The sequence below is a fragment of the Psychroflexus sp. MES1-P1E genome (genome assembly GCF_002836055.1).
Taxonomy (GTDB): Bacteria; Bacteroidota; Bacteroidia; order Flavobacteriales; family Flavobacteriaceae; genus Psychroflexus.
On the sequence record NZ_PJBS01000157.1, the window covers coordinates 1 to 17,037 of the forward strand.

Genomic DNA, 17,037 nt, shown 5'->3' on the forward strand with positions numbered 1-17,037 from the left:
TTTTAGAAAGTTCAACTAAAGGTCGTTTATATTTCCTTTTTTAAAAATACAACTGGTGAGATTCAATACCTAAGATATATTAAACCCACACAATACTTAAACAAAATGGATGAATAATAAGTATACAATTGTTGTACAGTATTTATAGATATTAATGTTAAGTGGTTTAAATAACTAATAGATTAGCTGTACTTTTGTTCCATTAAAACCATATTAATTCTACTGCTAAGACTATTCTGTTAATTAAAAAACTATTGAGTATACTCATCTAAATATAACAGCCAATGTTATGTTGTGAGTTTACTTTTAATACTTTATATAGATGTTAAGATGAAACAAATTATTACCGTAGACTTCTACTTTCAAAATCTAAAGCATGTACCAATTATCGATGTCAGATCCCCTGGAGAATTTGAGAAAGGACATATTCCCAATGCTAATAATCTTGAATTATTTACTGATGAAGAACGCGCCGTAGTCGGCACGGCCTATAAAAAGCAGTCAAAAGAAAAGGCGTTTGAAATTGGGTATGAATTTGTAAAACCCAAACTAAATGATTTTATAAGCAAGTCTATTGAGATCGCCCCTGAAAAGGAAGTTGTGATACATTGTTGGCGTGGAGGAATGAGAAGTAATGCTTTTGCCGATCATCTTATCGATAATAATTTTGAAAAGGTGTATGTTATTGAAAAAGGATACAAAGCTTTTAGAAATTATGTGCTCCAATTTTTTGAACACCCGTTAAACCTCAAGATTTTAAGTGGGTATACCGGTTCTGGAAAAACTGAAATACTACACTCTTTAGAACAGAAAGGACAACAGATAATCGACTTAGAAGGGCTAGCCAACCATAGAGGTTCTGCTTTTGGAGGTATAGACCTTCCACCTCAACCAACTACAGAGCAATTTCAAAATAATCTGTTTTCAGTAGTACAAGGTTTAAATCCTAAGCTACCAATATGGGTTGAAGATGAAAGTAAGTCCATAGGAAAGGTGATAATTCCTGATGCATTTTATCTTAAAATAAGAACTATGCCTGTCTATTTTTTAGATGTTCCTTTTCAGGAAAGAACAAAACACCTTGTGGATACGTATGCAGGTTTAACCCATGATAAATTACAAGAGGCCATTAGTAAAATAACTAAAAGGCTTGGATACGATAAAGCCAAATTCGCCTTAGAGGCACTTGAAAGCAGAGATTATTATAAAGTTGTAGAGATCACACTTTTTTATTACGACAAAGCTTACTTAGGAGGATTACAAAAGCGTGAAGAATCTTCAATTTTAAAATTTGAGATTCCGACAGTGAACCCTAATGAAATAGCAAATTTTTTAATGAGCTTAACAAATTAAATAAATGAACGAAGGTATTAAATTAACAAGTTTTAGTCATGGTGCAGGCTGTGGCTGTAAAATATCACCTAAGGTATTAACTACCATATTAGCGTCTAGCTCTCCTCAAGTTGAAGATTCACGTCTTCTAGTGGGTAACGATACTAGAGACGATGCTGCGGTATACGATATGGGAAGTGGAATTGGTATTATAAGTACCACAGATTTTTTCATGCCCATTGTGGACGACCCTTTTACTTTTGGAAGAATAGCGGCCACCAACTCTATAAGCGATGTATATGCCATGGGAGGAAAGCCATTAATGGCGATTGCAATTCTAGGATGGCCCATTGATAAAATAGCTCCTGAAGTTGCTGCTCAAGTAATGGAAGGTGGAAGAAAAGCCTGTTCTGATGCAGGAATATTGCTTGCAGGTGGCCATAGTATTGATAATCCAGAACCTATTTTTGGGCTTGCAGTTACAGGGTCGGTCACCATTTCTAATTTAAAGCGAAATGATAAAGCAGAGGCAGGAAGCATTCTTTATCTAACCAAACCTCTAGGTATTGGTGTTTTGGCTACAGCACAAAAGAAAGGTGTTCTAGAGGAGGACCATAAAGATATTGCTGCCAACTCGATGATGGTTCTAAATGATGTTGGAATGGATCTTTCAGAGATTAACGAAGTAACAGCTCTAACCGATGTCACTGGGTTTGGACTTATGGGACATTTACTTGAAGTGTGTGAAGCTAGTGATGTATCTGCCATTGTTAATTATGATAAAGTGCCAATTTTCGAAGAGATTCATGGCTATCTAGACAAAAAATGCATCCCCGGTGGAACGCTGAGAAATTGGGAAAGTTACGGTCACAAGCTTAATATCGAAGATGAAAAGCAACGACATATCTTATGTGATCCACAAACCAGTGGAGGATTATTAATTGCTGTCAAAAAAGAGGCTTCTAAAAAAGTTGAATCGATTCTAAAAAGTAAGGGGCTTTTTGCAGAACCGATAGGAGAACTCATAGAAAAGTCGGAATCGCCAATTTATATAAATAACTAAGAGTAGTGAACTAAGGGTCTGTGATGAAATAACCTACCTATTTCTACTTGTTCTTTTGCTCGTCAGCTACGTTGAAAATATAAAACACAGACATCCCCGACAGCTATCGGGGATGTCTGTGTTTTCCGCCATACTGCCAAACAAAATAACCTCGTGTAATTCAGGCCTTTTATTTCAAAACAGACCCTAAACTAAAAACAGGTGTTGTTCTACTCATTTGATATTTTTAAAAGTTTAGATGAAGGTGGGATTGATTGCTTTCCCATGTCAGCTAATATTCTTCTATAGAACTACTAATATTGAATTTAATCCGTGTAGTCGCTTCTTGAAAGGGAGTGCGATGATTGGTCTTGGTTAGTGGATTTTATAACTGTCGGTGAAAAACCCTAGAGATTGACGTTTTTTAGGGATATAACTGAGTTTATGGAAAAGTCTTTAGGAAGTCCTGTGCTTTTACATCCTACAAATGTTAATAAATAAGACTTCCAAAAGACATAATTTGTAGAGGCTCATTGAAAAGTTTAACTTTGTAAAAAACAAACCATGAAAATCTTTACATTTATTCTATTATCGGTAGTCCTTTGGAGCTGCCAATCTCAGAAAGATAAAAAAGAAGAAAATCAGTCTTCCCCAGAAACTGGTGAAACCTCAATGGAAGAGTCTAGTTTACTTGAAGAAATTGCCAATGCCAATGGCTATAGCAACTGGTCGAATGTAGAGACTTTTAAATATACCTTTAACGTAGATGCTGGAGAAAACCACTCTGAACGGTCTTGGGAATGGAATCCAAAAACCGACCAAGTGAGTATGACGACCAAAGACACAACTGCCACATACAAAAGAAGTGAAATAACGGAAGAATTAAAGTCGATAGATCAAGCTTTTATCAATGATAAATATTGGCTAGTCTTTCCATTTCAGTTGGTTTGGGATGAAAATTTTGATTTCAAAACTCAAGAAAATGTAGAAGCTCCTATTTCTAAAGAAAAATTAACAGAAGTCACGGTAATGTATTCAGAGGCAGCAGGCTACACACCAGGAGATACCTATAAAATCTATTTGGATGATGCCATGAGAATTCAAGAGTGGTCTTATATTCCAAATGGGAGTAAAAAACCAGTATTGGTGACTACCTGGGAAGATTACGAAGATTTTAAAGGTTTACAATTGGCCAAAAATCATAAGACCAAAGACGGCAATTTTAGATTGTATTTTACAAACATCAGTGTTAATTAATATATGAAATATCTAAACACTAAAGTATTTGCAGAACAACTAGACGAGGCTGATCCCCTGAGAGCCTATCGATCTGAGTTTCTTTTTCCTAAGGCAAAAGATGGGTCTACAAAAGTTTATTTGTGTGGGAATTCGCTAGGACTCCAACCTAAACAAACCTCTGCTTTTATTCAACAAGAATTACAAGATTGGGCAAATCTAGGCGTAGAAGGTCATAGCGATGCAACACATCCGTGGATGACTTCTAATGAGGACCTCGCTGGATCAATGGCTAAAATAGTTGGTGCTCAACCCCAAGAAGTGGTCATTATGAATACCCTCACGGTGAACTTACACCTCATGATGGTTTCTTTTTATAAGCCTACTCCCAAAAGGTTTAAGATCGTCATAGAAAGCGATGCTTTTCCGTCTGACATATATGCCGTAGAATCTCAATTGAAATTTCATAATATAGATCCTAAAGAGGGACTGCTATTATGGAAACCGAGACCTGGTGAGCATCTCTGCAGAACAGAAGATTTTGAACAAATTATCGAGGAACACGGCGATGAGGTTGCTTTGGTGATGATAGGCAGTACCAATTATTATTCTGGTCAATCTTATGATTTAAAACGAATTACAGAGGTGTCGAAAACAAAGGATATCACCGTTGGTTTTGACTTGGCGCACGGAGCTGGAAACATCCAACCCAATTTGCACGACATTGGTGCCGACTTTGCCGTGTGGTGTACCTATAAATACCTCAACTCTGGGCCTGGGAGTTTAGGCGGTTGTTTTATACATGAGAAGCATATTGCCGATGAGCATATCAATCGCTTCGTAGGATGGTGGGGACATAACAAAGACTCGCGGTTTAATATGCGGGTAGACTTCGACCCTATTCCAACCGCTGACGGATGGCAATTGAGCAATCCGCCAATTCTATCTTTAGCAGGGACTCGATCATCTTTGGATCTTTTTGAGAAAGCAGGCTTTGACAACATCAGAAAAAAATCTGTGCTTTTAACTGGTTTTCTGGAATTTCTCATCGATGATTTAGACATGGAGGAGATTTCAATTTTAACCCCAAGATCTCCTGAGGAAAGAGGTTGCCAATTGTCTATACAAGTCAAAAATGCTAATAAATCACTATTCCATCAATTGATGGACAAAGGTGTGGTGGCAGACTGGAGAGAACCTGATGTGATCCGGATCGCTCCTGCTCCACTCTATAATTCTTATACGGATGTATTCACCTTTGTACAAATTTTAAAAAACTGCTTATATGCTTAAAACTGAATCTGTACTTATTATAGGTGCCGGTCTTTGCGGATCGCTGCTAGCTCTTCGCCTTGCTCAACATGGCTACCAAGTGACTTTAGTCGAAAAACGAGAAGACATGAGAACTGTCGCTTTATCTGCAGGTCGCTCTATCAACTTAGCCCTTTCAAATAGGGGCCTAAAAGGTATAAAACGGGTAGGCTTGGAACATAAAATTGAAGCCTATTGCATTCCTATGTTAGGACGTATGCTTCACGATAAAGAAGGCCATACTCAGCTTTCAAAATACAGCGGAAGAGATGGAGAGTATATCAACTCCATTTCCAGAAGCGGTCTCAATAAAATTCTATTGGATGAGTTGGATACCTTCAAAAATGTTGATCTTAAATTCAATCACTCTTGTGTTCATGTAGACTTGAAGCAGGCCCACGCGAGTTTTAAGACAGCGGATTCCAATTCAGAATATACCATAGAAGCAGATGTGATTTTTGGTACTGATGGTGCTGGCTCTGTCGTGAGGCAGCAAATGGAAAAAGAACGAGGTTTCTTGTTCAGTCATTCTCAAGATTTCTTGACTCATGGCTATAAAGAATTGACGTTTCCTCCCAGTGCTGAAAGTGAGTATGCTGCAGAAAAAGGAGCATTGCACATTTGGCCAAGAGGAGAAAATATGTTGATTGCCTTACCTAACCAAGACAAGAGCTTCACAGTCACCTTATTCTTGGCTTATGAAGGTGGGCTGAATAATTTTAATTCCTTAACCACTGCAGAAAGCGTTGAAGACTACTTCAAAACCGACTACCCAGACGCCCTGGCTTTGATGCCCAATTTGGGGACTGAATTTTTTGAAAATCCTACGGCGCCTTTAGGTACAGTGAGGTGTGATCCGTGGACTTATGGAAAAGCACTTCTTATGGGAGATGCCTCTCATGCAATTGTTCCGTTTTACGGTCAAGGTATGAATGCCTCTTTTGAAGATGTTGTGGAATTTGATGATATTTTACAGGAAACCAATTTCGATTTAAAAGCTGCTTTTAAGGCGTTTAGTGACTCTAGAAAACCAAATGCAGATGCCATTGCTGACTTGGCTTTGGATAATTTTCATGAAATGAAATCCCACACGGCTCAAGATTTATTTTTGGAAAAGCGAAAGCTTGAACTGGCTCTAGAAAAAGAATTTCCTAAGGAGTATTTTTCTAAATATTCTCTAGTTACCTTTAGTGAAGAAGTCTCCTACAAAGAGGCTATGGACAAAGGCCGCGCTCAGGATAAAGCCATTTTGGGACTCTTAAAGCACCATAAATTGAATGGAGATCAAAGTTTAAGAGACCAGCTTACACTGATTCAAAAAGTAAGTCAACAGGTTTTAGAGGGGGAACTCTTATTTGAAGTCTGATTTCTTTTTTGCTATTACTCAGATTGAACTAGTCCTACGAAGTCAAAATAAACCTTAATTTTAGTAAGCTTGTTAAGGGTAAAATACTTTAATTTATAATTAGATTGCGGTAGTTCTACCGAAAGACTGAGCATTTCTTTTTTATAAAGGTTATAGCTCAGTTTGTTTAAACCAAAAGTGATGACGAAAAGAAATCTTAGAATAAACGGACATTCTCACCTACTTCCCTATCCTGAAGAGATCCCTGATTTTATGAGGGAAAAAGAAATTTTTTGGATAGATGAGGATAGAAAATTCATGCTGCAGAAAGGGTGGAAACGTCCCGTCACCGATTCTAGTTTTTTCTTAAAAGAAAAACTAGAATGGATGGAGCGTTACAAGATTGATCATGCAGTAGTTCTAAATTTGTCTCAACTTTATGGCAATGGCTTACGTGTAGAGGAAATGAAGAAAGCTTTGCGCTTTCAAAATGATTTTAATGCTAAAGTTCAACAAAATCATCCAGAGAAATTCACCTGCGGCTTTGTGGTTCACCCAGGCTTTGTAAATGGAGCTTTGTGGGAAATAGAACGGTGCGTAGAGGAGCTAGGTTTAAAATTGCTATGCCTTCCCACTCATTACATGGACACCATTGGGACCTGGCGATGTATTTTTGATGAAGAAAACGAACCTATTTTTGAACTGGCGAGTAAATATAATCTAGCTGTTGAGATTCATCCTTACGATGGTGAAAAATTCATCAAGTTGGAAAATACCTCTTGGCGTTTTCATCTTATCTGGATGTTGGCTCAATGTGCAGACGCTTACCATTTCTTAACCCTAAATGGATATCCCGACAAATACCCCAATATGCGGGTCTGTTTTGCTCATGGTGGGCAATTGGCACAAATCAATTTAGGAAGACGAATTCAAGGCTTTGATGGTCGACCAGATTTGTTTGAAGGTAAAGTCCACCCAAGAAAGTCGGTAGGGCATAAAAATATCTTTTTTGACACGCTGGTTCATGATACCAGATCTTTAAAGTTATTGTTAGAAAATCAAAACAGTTCTCAAATTTTGGCAGGCTTGGACGATCCATATCCTTTGGGTGAAATGGAGAGTGAACCTCAATCTTCTTATCCTGGCAAAATCTTAGATCTGGCCTTGAACGAAAAGATTATCACTGAATCTGAAAAAAATGAAATCTGGTCGGATAATGTCTTACAATGGCTATTTGGGGATGATGAAGCTGAAAAAGAAAAGTTAGTCAAAAAAATAATAAGTTAATGGATTTCATCCCATCAGAGCTCCAAGCGTATGCGGAATCCCATACAGAACTGGAACCTAAATTACTTCAGCAGTTAACCAAAGAAACCTGGCAGAAAGTCTTACAACCTAGAATGTTAAGCGGCCATTTCCAAGGCCGTTTATTGAGTTTAATTTCAAAATTAATCCAACCAACATCAGTATTAGAAATTGGAACTTACACAGGTTACTCAGCTTTAAGTCTAGCAGAAGGTCTTTCAAAAGAAGGAAAAATCCACACCGTAGATCGCAATGAAGAATTATACGACTTACAACGTAAGTATTTTGATATAAGTGGTTTCGGTCCTCAAATTATTCAATACACAGGAGATGCCAGAGGTATCATTCCGAAGATGAATATGCAGTTTGATTTGATCTTTATGGATGCAGATAAAAAGTCCTATCCAACGTATTTTGAACTGATTATTGATAAGTTAAAACCAGGAGGCTTACTCTTATCCGATAATGTACTTTGGAGTGGTAAAGTTATTGAAACCCTGCATCCAAAAGACGAAGATACCAAAGCCTTATTGGCCTACAATAAAGTTTTAAAGGACGATCCAAGACTAGAAACTGTTTTGCTTCCCATTAGAGACGGTCTTACCCTATCTAGAAAACGCTGATACTTTAAGATAAAAGTTTTTGGTTTTATTTAAAAGTTAAAATGAGTTTAAGACAAATAGGTTAAATATATTTGGCTAAAAAAAAACTATCAAGCCTTCCATACTATTTTTTACGCTTTTCATTACCCAATTTTTATTTAGCCAAGGCTATAAGTTATCTGGTAAAGTGACCGATGATGCTGGTTTACCAGTTTTTGGAGCAACTGTCCAGATCATTAATCCAAATAGAGGAGTAGTTTCAGATCAAAATGGAGACTACTCACTTCAACTTGCAAAAGGGACTTATAGACTGAAAGTCTCTTATGTGGGCTTCCAAAATATCGAAATGGAGCTGAAATTGACCAGTGACAAAATCATAGATTTGACCCTCCTTTCTAAAACTGAAAGCCTCGATGAAATTTTAATCACAGATAATATTGAAGGTATCAATATTAGAGATCCAGAAATGAGTGTAAGTAAACTCGATGCGTCTAGTATTAAAAAAATACCTGTGGTTTTTGGAGAAGTAGATGTCATCCAATCTCTACTCCTATTGCCAGGCGTTTCTAATGCAGGTGAAGGGGCTTCAGGGTTTAATGTAAGGGGTGGATCTACAGATCAAAACTTAATTCTTATTGATGATGCTCTTATTTATAATTCCTCTCATTTATTTGGCTTCTTCTCCATTTTTAACCCAGATGCAATCAAAAATCTAAAACTCTACAAAGGAGGTATTCCGTCTAATTATGGTGGAAGAGTTTCTTCTGTACTGGATATTCAGCAAAAAACAGGAAATAGCCAGTCTTTAAAAGGCGAGGGTGGTATTGGTATTATTTCTAGTAAATTAACTTTAGAAGGCCCTATACAAAAAGATAAAAGTTCATTTCTAATAAGTGGTCGGGGGACTTACGCACATTTATTTCTAAAATTAGCAGACAACCAAAATTCTGCCTATTTCTACGATTTAAACACCAAATTAAATTTCAATATTGATGATAAAAACACGCTGAGTTTTTCAGGGTATTACGGAAGTGATTATGTCAATATCAACGATAGTTTTACCAACATCTACGGTAATGCTTTTGGAATTTTAGACTGGAGACATGAATTTAATGATACTATAAATTCAAAATTAAACTTCTCTTTTAGTCGATATAATTATGAATTGGATCTATCTTTAGTAGGATTTAATTTTCAAAATAGCATATCCAATTTCGATTTAAGCTATAAGATCAATCACGAGATCAATTCAGAATTGAGTCTAACTTATGGATTGAGCAGCATTCAGTACACCATCGATCCAGGAGAAATTGTACCTACCAGCGCAGACTCTGGTATCAACTCTAGAGATTTAGATAATAAATATGCCTTCGACAATGCCGCCTTTATTTCTGTGAATCAATCTTTAACCGATAATGTCAATATTCAATACGGATTGAGGGTCAGTGCGTTTTTAAGAATGGAGGATGAGACCATAGATGTATATGCCAACGATAATCCATTGCTATATGACGAAACTCGAGATATCTATGTAGAAGCTCAACCCATAGATACACGAGAAGGCAATACCTCATCCATCAGTGAAAGTTTTATCAATTTTGAACCTCGCCTAGGGATTTCTTACGCCCTAGACGATTATACCTCTATAAAGGCGAGCTATAATCGTATGGTTCAGAATTTACATCTGCTTTCCAATACGTCCTCTCCCACTCCGTTTGACGTGTGGACTCCCAGCGGAGCTTATGTGAAGCCACAAAAATTAGATCAATATGCTTTAGGGTTTTTTAAAGATTTTGAAAACTCACCTTTTACCTTTGAAACTGAACTATTTTATAAAAGCATTGCCAACAGAATTGACTATATAGATGGTGCCAATTTAATAGCCAATGATGCTATAGAGCGCTCTATTCTAAATGGTGAGTCAAGAGCCTATGGATTGGAATTTTATCTAAAGAAAAATACGGGTAGACTTACGGGTTGGCTATCTTATACTTTATCCAGAAGCGAGCAAAGAACCCCAGGAAGAACCCCTGATGAAATCGGTGTAAATAACGGAAATTGGTATTTGAATGGATTCGATAAAACACATGACATTTCATTGACTAGCAGTTATGAACTTAACCCCAAGTGGCAGTTAAATGCCAATTTTGTACTTCAAACAGGGCGACCTGTTAATTTTCCAGTGGGACAATTTGAATTTCAAGATCTCAACATTCCTGTTTTTGAAGGCAGGAATTTAAATAGGTTACCCAGTTTTCACAGATTAGATATCTCTGCAACTTACACCCCTGAGCGGCAAAACAAAAATTGGTCTACCTCCTGGAATTTTGGTATTTATAATGTGTACAATAGAAGGAATGCCGCTTCATTGAATTTTGAGCAAAACCCCACCTCGGGTCAAAATGAAGCCGTAAGATTTTCAATTTTTGGGATAGTACCCTCTGTGAGTTATAATTTTAAATTTTGAGCATGAAAAATATACTAACATTTCTGTGCCTAGCCCTTCTTCTTATCTCTTGTGAAGATGTTGTGGAAATAAATCTAGAAGAAGCTCAACCAAGACTAGTCGTGGATGCTGCTTTGCAGTGGAAGAAAGGAACAACAGGGGAAGAACAAACGATAAAACTTAGCCGAACAAGAGGTTTTTTTGAACAAGAACCTGTCACTGTTAGTAATGCGAATATAACAGTGGTCGATGCTAATGGTACTGCATTTAATTTTGAAGAACAAAATCCAGGTGAATATAGAACTCAAAATTTTATACCAGAAATCGATATGGATTATACCTTATCTGTAGAAGTCGATAACCAGCTCTATACTGCTAAAGAGACCTTAAAACCCGTTGTTTCCATAGACTCAATACAACAAAATAATGAAGGAGGATTTAGTGGTGAAGACATTGAACTGAAAGCATTTTACACAGATCCAGCAGACGTAGAAAACTACTACCTCTTTAAGTTTTTCGTTCCTTTTAGGGCCTTCCCAGAATTCGAAATTTACGATGATGAATTCAATGATGGAAATTCTATTTTCGGTTTATATTCAGATGAAGATTTAGAGCCTGGAATGGATATCGTCATAGAAAATCACGGGGTTTCTCAGGCTTACTATAATTTTTTAAATATACTATTAGCTCAAGCTGGAAGTGCGGGTGGACCCTTTGAAACTCAGCCTGCTACTGTTAGAGGTAATATTAGCAATGCTGCAGATGAAGATGAATTAATTTTTGGTTACTTTAGTTTGTCAGAAGTCAATGAAGTCCTATACACCATTGAAGAATGAATAAACCATTTTCAAAAATAACCGAACAAGATTCAAACTACAGACACCTAGAAAAGATGTCAACTTCAGAGCTTTTGAAAACTATCAATAGTGAGGACCAGAGTGTTCCGTTAGCCGTTGAAAAGCAAATACCATCCATTGAAAAGCTAGTAGATGTTATTGTAGGACAATTGAAGATAGGCGGTAGACTTTTCTATATTGGAGCGGGCACCAGTGGACGCTTAGGCATCTTGGATGCTAGTGAATGCCCACCTACATTTGGGGTTTCACCAGATATGGTCAACGGGATTATCGCTGGAGGAGACCAAGCCATTAGAAAAGCAGTTGAACATGCTGAAGATGATACCGAACAAGCTTGGAAAGACCTGCAAACCCATAACATTAACTCGGCAGATGTTGTTGTTGGAATCGCAGCTTCAGGATCCACCCCATACGTTGTTGGAGGTCTAAGAAGATGCCTGTTAGAAAATATAACGACAGGCTGTATGGTCTGTAACCCCAATACAGATATTTCTAAAGTTTCAGATTATCCTATCGAAGTGATCGTAGGTCCTGAATTCTTAACGGGAAGTTCTAGAATGAAAGCAGGCACTGCACAAAAACTAACCTTGAATATGATATCCACCTCTGTGATGATAAAACTCGGAAGAGTAAAAGACAATAAGATGGTCGATATGCAATTGAGTAATGATAAACTGAAGCAACGTGGAAGCTCTCTAATTTCTAAAGCCTTAGGGATTTCTGATCAAAAAGCCATAGAACTCCTAAAACAACACGGAAGTGTTAGAAAAGCTATTGAACATGAAACGCACCAATAAAGATACGTTAGCAAAAGGAGTGAAATTTATGGCTGGAGCCATACCCCTAATTTTTATTGGACCTTCAGTTATCTTCAGTGCGTTTAACAATCAAGACAAACCTCTTTATTGGCCTATTCTTATAGGAGGAATCTTGCTAAGTAGTGCAGCAGGATATTTTATATTTAAGGGAATTCGAACTATTGTAAAAGCCTTATTTGATGAATAAATAAATTCATTCTTTAAAGGGTTCTTTGAGTTGATTCCAAAAATCTTGAGGATACTCTTCATCCTTTTCAAAACCAAGTTCAATATGTTTTCCGTCTTCAGGAACGTGTGCCGTTCCAAATATATAATCCCAAACGCTTAGCGATAAACCAAAATTCATTCCGTAAGGTTGGTTTTCTGGTAATGCTTTGGAATGGTGCCAGATGTGCATCTTTGGGTTATTAAAAATATACCTCAGTGGACCATAGTCCCAGCCCACATTGGCATGGTTAAGATGGCTTACAAAAAATCCAAACGTGTAGACTATAAAAAACTCTTGGATACCAAACCCTATTAACGCCAAAAGAATATACTGCACTCCTTTATAAATAACAGTCTCCATAAAATGAAATCTAAATTGTGCAGCAAAGCCCATTTCTTTTACGCTATGGTGCACCTTATGAAATTTCCATAACCAAGGTTGCTTGTGCAACTGAATATGAATGTTCCATTGAATAAAATCGGCCAACAGAAATATGATAAGAAATTGAGACCAAATAGGGAAATTCTGAACTTGAAAAGCCACAAGGTTTTCTATGCCTATAAGTCCTAAAACATCATTAAACAGCTCAACGACGATATTGGAAACGGCATTGTAACCCATTAGAGAAAATAAGAAGAAATTGAAGAACACATAAAAGAGATCTAACCAAAATCCGTTTCTTATTATTTTCTGATTTTTCCTCCATGGACTAATGATTTCCATAGACAAGACTAGAAGAGATAGGCCAACTAGCCACCAAAAATAATTAGTCAAGGAAGGGTTTTGAATTTCGTTAACTAAGTAATACCAATTTAAACCTATAATGTCGCAATAAATCATTTCTTTTTCGCCTGCTTTTTATCAAAAATAATTACCGTAACTAAGGCTATGCTAATTATTTTTAACTTCAATCAATCAAAAAATAATTCAATTTATTTATACGACATTATAAATTTAATTTGGTATAATTGAAATAACCACTAAAGGAATTCAGAAATATGTCTTTATACTTTTCCATAATTAAAAACAAAATTGAAATTTAGAGCCTTCACTTTCAGTAACATTTATCACACTAGTCTATAAAATTTTGGTAAAAACCGGCCTGTCCTTTTTTTATATCCACCATAAGCTTCAAAAGCAGTCTCCAGAAGCGATTCTTCGTAACTAGATTTATAATAGAAAAGTAAAAGTGTCACTATGCTTATACACAGTTTAAACCCATCGCCAAGCCATAAAGAAAAGCTAAACATAAATAGGAGTATCCCCGAATAGATGGGGTGCCTTATGTATTTAAAAGCACCGGTGATTATTAATTTGGAATTTGCTTTTGGAGGAGGAAATGGAGATAAGTTTATATTTAGTTGAAGCAAGGCAATGACGATTAGAACTACTCCAACTAGACCTATGTAAAACCAAACAAAATGCTCTAAGACCTCTATCTTAAACCAGGTGATATTTAGAAAAAAACTTATGAGACCTATAAATTGAATAATCACTAAGACAACGTCTTTTAACTTTAGCATAATTCCTTTTTTTCAAAGTTAATATTCTACTTAAAACAAGCTTTATAAAACCCAGAATTGTCTACGCGATTCACCTCAAGTTTTCATAATTCACTTTAAAGATTCGGAAAAAAATATTAACTTTAAGTTCGCTTTGAGGTTTGTAATTAATGCCATAGAGTTGAAGCTTTCAGAGCTTACACTGAGGCTCTCTAGTAAGTCATTTTAATAAAGCAGTTTCAATAACCCGTTAAAATCTAAATTCATGAAGAAGATATTAGTTCCTATCGATTTTTCAATTCCCTCAGAAAATGCACTAAAAGTTGCAGCTAAGCTGGCCATAAAAAACAAGGCTGAGCTCCATATTCTTCATGTGATTGAGTTAGCTGAATCGCTTTTCGGTACTGAGCAATTTAACGTTAATGATGAGCAAATACTATTTTTCATGAAGATGGCCAATAAGAAATTTGCTGAATTTTTAGACAAGAATTATCTCAAAAATATTTCAATTATAGAACACGTAGAACCAGGATCCACCTCAAGAATTATAAGAAATGTCGTTGAAAAAAATGGCATCGACATGGTTGTTATGGGGTCTAGTGGGGCTTCTGGCCTTGAAGAAATTATAGTAGGTTCCAATACAGAAAAAGTAGTGCGTTTTTCTGAAGTGCCTGTCATGGTGATTAAGAAGGAATTAGAAGATATCAGTTTTAAAAATGCTGTCTTTGCATCAAATTTTAATTTTGAGAGTATGGAGGCGTTTCGAACAGCAAAAGCTTTTGTTGACAGCTTTAAGGCTAAGATGCAACTTTTGTATATAAATTTACCTGGAAACAAATTTTATAGCACTATTGAAATTCAAGATCATATAAAAAACTTTCTGGATAAGGTGGAAGTCCCTATTAGTTTTGAAAATATTGAGATTTATAATGATTATTCTCTGGGAGAAGGAATTCTAAATGGAGCACGATCTTTAAAAGCCGACCTCATCATTATTCCTACACACGGTCGAAAAGGAATTTCTCATTTTTTTAATGGTAGTGTAGGTGAAGATGTAGTTAATCATTCTGAACTTCCTGTGCTTACTCTTAAGATTTAGGTATCTTAAATAGTACTTTTTTTAAAGTATGAAAAGAATAATGCTATCAATAATTTTAATCCTATTAGTCTTAGGATGTTCTGCTGTAGAAGATAATACTGTAATTATCATAAAAGGTATTCTTGTTGACCAAGAATACCATCCAATTCAAGATTTGAAAATTGAATTGGTTTCTTTCGAAGTAGACTCTTCTAAAATACTTCGAAAGAAACCAATTCAATCTAATACCAAATTAAACCTATAATTTGGTATTAGGTGTTTTTTTAGTTATGAATGTGATTTAATGATATTAACTATGTCTTGTTTTTGTAGCACTCCACTCTGTCTCCATTTTTGTTCGCCGCCCTTAAAAATAAGCATAGTTGGCACTCCCCTCACTTGATATTTTGCGGCTAGCTTTTCGTTTTTATCAACGTCAATTGTAATGATTTTGATAATATCCCCCAATTCACTTTTTACCTCTTTTAAGATAGGAGCAAGCACTTTACAAGGTCCACACCAATCTGCGAAAAAATCAACAAGAACTGGAGTTTCACTTTCAATCAAATCGCTAAATTTTTGACTCATAATTCACTATTTTTTGGTTAAACTTAACTTTATACAAAGATAAAATTAGTGAGAGTTAAAACGTTTAAAAGCTGCTTTTTCTAGACTCTCACGATGATTAGGATGAGCAATTGATATCAAAGCTTTTGCTCTCTGTTTTAAGTTTTTACCATACAGATCCACCACACCATACTCTGTTACTATATAATGAACGTGTGCACGGGTTGTTGTTACTCCGGCACCTTCCTTTAAAAACGGGGTGATTTTTGAAATTCCTTTTTTAGTAACCGAGGGCATAGCAATAATCGCTTTTCCGCCTTCAGACAGCGAAGCTCCACGAATAAAATCCATTTGACCACCCACTCCAGAAAATTGCATTTGCCCAATAGTATCAGCACAAACTTGACCTGTCAAATCAATTTCGATGGCGGAGTTGATCGCGGTGACTTTAGGATTTCGTCTTATAATGGCTGTATCGTTTGTATATGCTGCCTCTTTCATGTGGACTAACGGATTATTATCCATAAAATCATACAACTTTTGTGAGCCTACAGCAAAGCAAGTCACGATCTTACCTGTTTTTACTTCCTTTTGACTTCCATTGATCACACCACTTTCTACCAAAGGTAAAATACCATCTGAAAACATTTCGGTATGGATACCTAAATTTTTATGACTCCCTAAGTTTTCCAAGGCAGCATTAGGAATGGCACCAATACCCATTTGTAGGGTCGCGCCATTCTCGACAAGACCGGCTATGTTAGCCCCTATTTTATTTTCAATTTCTGAAGCAACAGGAAGTTCATGACCATAAATGGGAGCATCCTCTTCAATTGCAAAATCGAGCTCACTCACATGAATAAACCCATCTCCGTGGGTCCTAGGCACTCGAGGATTCACTTGTGCTATCACCAATTTGGCAGTTTGGATAGCAGGAATGGTAATATCAATTGATGTCCCTAAAGAACAGTAACCATGACTATCTGGTGGTGAAACTTGGATAAAGGCAACGTCTAATGGTAATATGGATCGCCTAAACAGCAGATGTATTTCACTTAAGAAAATCGGTATATAGTCCCCGTGTCCCTCTTTCACAGATTGCCTTACGTTGGATCCAACAAAAACGCTATTCATTTTAAAAGCCTGAGAATAAGGTTTCTCTGTATAAGCAGCTCGACCTTCAGTATGAAGATGAATAATTTCAACATCACTAAGGGATTCATAACGGGATACCAAACCAGTAATCAGTTTGTACGGAGTCATGGCAGCACCTTGTATAAATACTCTATCTCCAGATTTTACTTTTGAAGCCGCTTCCTCTAAAGAAACGGTATTGAGTTGGTAATTCATCTGTAAAAGGTTTCAGGTTATAGTGCAAAAATACAACT

17 protein-coding genes are annotated in these 17,037 nt (G+C 36.4%); 13 read left to right on the forward strand and 4 right to left on the reverse strand.

Annotated elements, in window-relative coordinates:
- The first annotated feature begins 330 nt into the window (after positions 1 to 330).
- The 11 genes from mnmH to CXF67_RS05930 all read left to right on the forward strand — a co-directional run bounded on the left by mnmH (position 331) and on the right by CXF67_RS05930 (position 12,481).
- Positions 331 to 1,353 carry a tRNA 2-selenouridine(34) synthase MnmH gene (mnmH, locus tag CXF67_RS05880; protein WP_102087901.1) on the forward strand — a complete coding sequence of 341 codons (1,023 nt, stop codon included), beginning with the start codon at positions 331 to 333 and terminating at the stop codon, positions 1,351 to 1,353.
- Between the two features lie 4 nt (positions 1,354 to 1,357).
- Complete coding sequence (selD, locus tag CXF67_RS05885) at positions 1,358 to 2,395, forward strand: selenide, water dikinase SelD (protein ID WP_102087902.1); 1,038 nt, start codon at positions 1,358 to 1,360, stop codon at positions 2,393 to 2,395.
- Between the two features lie 543 nt (positions 2,396 to 2,938).
- Positions 2,939 to 3,631, forward strand: a complete 693-nt coding sequence (locus CXF67_RS05890) for a hypothetical protein (protein ID WP_102087903.1) — start codon at positions 2,939 to 2,941, stop codon at positions 3,629 to 3,631.
- Positions 3,632 to 3,634: 3 nt separating this feature from the next.
- Complete coding sequence (gene kynU / locus CXF67_RS05895) at positions 3,635 to 4,903, forward strand: kynureninase (protein WP_102087904.1); 1,269 nt, start codon at positions 3,635 to 3,637, stop codon at positions 4,901 to 4,903.
- Complete coding sequence (locus CXF67_RS05900; RefSeq protein ID WP_102087905.1) at positions 4,896 to 6,287, forward strand: FAD-dependent oxidoreductase; 1,392 nt, start codon at positions 4,896 to 4,898, stop codon at positions 6,285 to 6,287. Before kynU ends, CXF67_RS05900 begins: the two co-directional genes overlap by 8 nt.
- 180 nt (positions 6,288 to 6,467) lie before the next feature.
- Positions 6,468 to 7,553, forward strand: coding sequence for an amidohydrolase family protein (locus CXF67_RS05905; RefSeq protein ID WP_102087906.1), 1,086 nt, complete (start codon positions 6,468 to 6,470; stop codon positions 7,551 to 7,553).
- The gene (locus CXF67_RS05910; protein ID WP_102087907.1) at positions 7,553 to 8,194 is read left to right on the forward strand and encodes an O-methyltransferase; all 642 of its coding nucleotides are present in this window, start codon (positions 7,553 to 7,555) and stop codon (positions 8,192 to 8,194) included. Before CXF67_RS05905 ends, CXF67_RS05910 begins: the two co-directional genes overlap by 1 nt.
- Before the next feature lie 166 nt (positions 8,195 to 8,360).
- Positions 8,361 to 10,640, forward strand: coding sequence for a TonB-dependent receptor (locus tag CXF67_RS05915; RefSeq protein ID WP_102087908.1), 2,280 nt, complete (start codon positions 8,361 to 8,363; stop codon positions 10,638 to 10,640).
- Positions 10,641 to 10,642: 2 nt separating this feature from the next.
- Positions 10,643 to 11,455: a DUF4249 domain-containing protein gene (locus CXF67_RS05920; RefSeq protein WP_102087909.1), complete on the forward strand. Its 813-nt coding sequence runs from the start codon at positions 10,643 to 10,645 to the stop codon at positions 11,453 to 11,455.
- Positions 11,452 to 12,273 (forward strand): N-acetylmuramic acid 6-phosphate etherase, encoded by an 822-nt coding sequence (murQ, locus tag CXF67_RS05925; RefSeq protein ID WP_102087910.1) that lies wholly within the window; start codon positions 11,452 to 11,454, stop codon positions 12,271 to 12,273. The genes CXF67_RS05920 and murQ overlap by 4 nt, the downstream gene beginning before the upstream one ends.
- Positions 12,257 to 12,481, forward strand: a complete 225-nt coding sequence (locus CXF67_RS05930; protein WP_102087911.1) for a DUF6095 family protein — start codon at positions 12,257 to 12,259, stop codon at positions 12,479 to 12,481. Before murQ ends, CXF67_RS05930 begins: the two co-directional genes overlap by 17 nt.
- Before the next feature lie 6 nt (positions 12,482 to 12,487).
- Here CXF67_RS05930 and CXF67_RS05935 read toward each other — a convergent pair whose 3' ends face one another.
- Together CXF67_RS05935 and CXF67_RS05940 are read right to left on the reverse strand one after the other, a co-directional pair.
- Positions 12,488 to 13,342 carry a sterol desaturase family protein gene (locus CXF67_RS05935; protein WP_102087912.1) on the reverse strand — a complete coding sequence of 285 codons (855 nt, stop codon included), beginning with the start codon at positions 13,340 to 13,342 and terminating at the stop codon, positions 12,488 to 12,490.
- Positions 13,343 to 13,569: 227 nt separating this feature from the next.
- A complete protein-coding gene (locus tag CXF67_RS05940) occupies positions 13,570 to 14,025 on the reverse strand; it encodes a methyltransferase family protein (RefSeq protein WP_102087913.1) in 456 nt (151 codons plus the stop codon).
- Between the two features lie 244 nt (positions 14,026 to 14,269).
- Between CXF67_RS05940 and CXF67_RS05945 the strand changes: the two genes are divergently transcribed.
- Positions 14,270 to 15,103, forward strand: coding sequence for a universal stress protein (locus CXF67_RS05945; RefSeq protein WP_102087914.1), 834 nt, complete (start codon positions 14,270 to 14,272; stop codon positions 15,101 to 15,103).
- Positions 15,104 to 15,131: 28 nt separating this feature from the next.
- Positions 15,132 to 15,347, forward strand: a complete 216-nt coding sequence (locus CXF67_RS05950) for a hypothetical protein (protein WP_102087915.1) — start codon at positions 15,132 to 15,134, stop codon at positions 15,345 to 15,347.
- Positions 15,348 to 15,370: 23 nt separating this feature from the next.
- Here the strand turns inward: CXF67_RS05950 and trxA are convergent, their stop codons facing one another.
- Positions 15,371 to 15,670, reverse strand: coding sequence for a thioredoxin (trxA, locus tag CXF67_RS05955; protein WP_102087916.1), 300 nt, complete (start codon positions 15,668 to 15,670; stop codon positions 15,371 to 15,373).
- A gap of 45 nt (positions 15,671 to 15,715) precedes the next feature.
- The gene (locus CXF67_RS05960; RefSeq protein ID WP_102087917.1) at positions 15,716 to 16,999 is read right to left on the reverse strand and encodes an acetyl-CoA hydrolase/transferase family protein; all 1,284 of its coding nucleotides are present in this window, start codon (positions 16,997 to 16,999) and stop codon (positions 15,716 to 15,718) included.
- Positions 17,000 to 17,037: the final 38 nt, after the last annotated feature.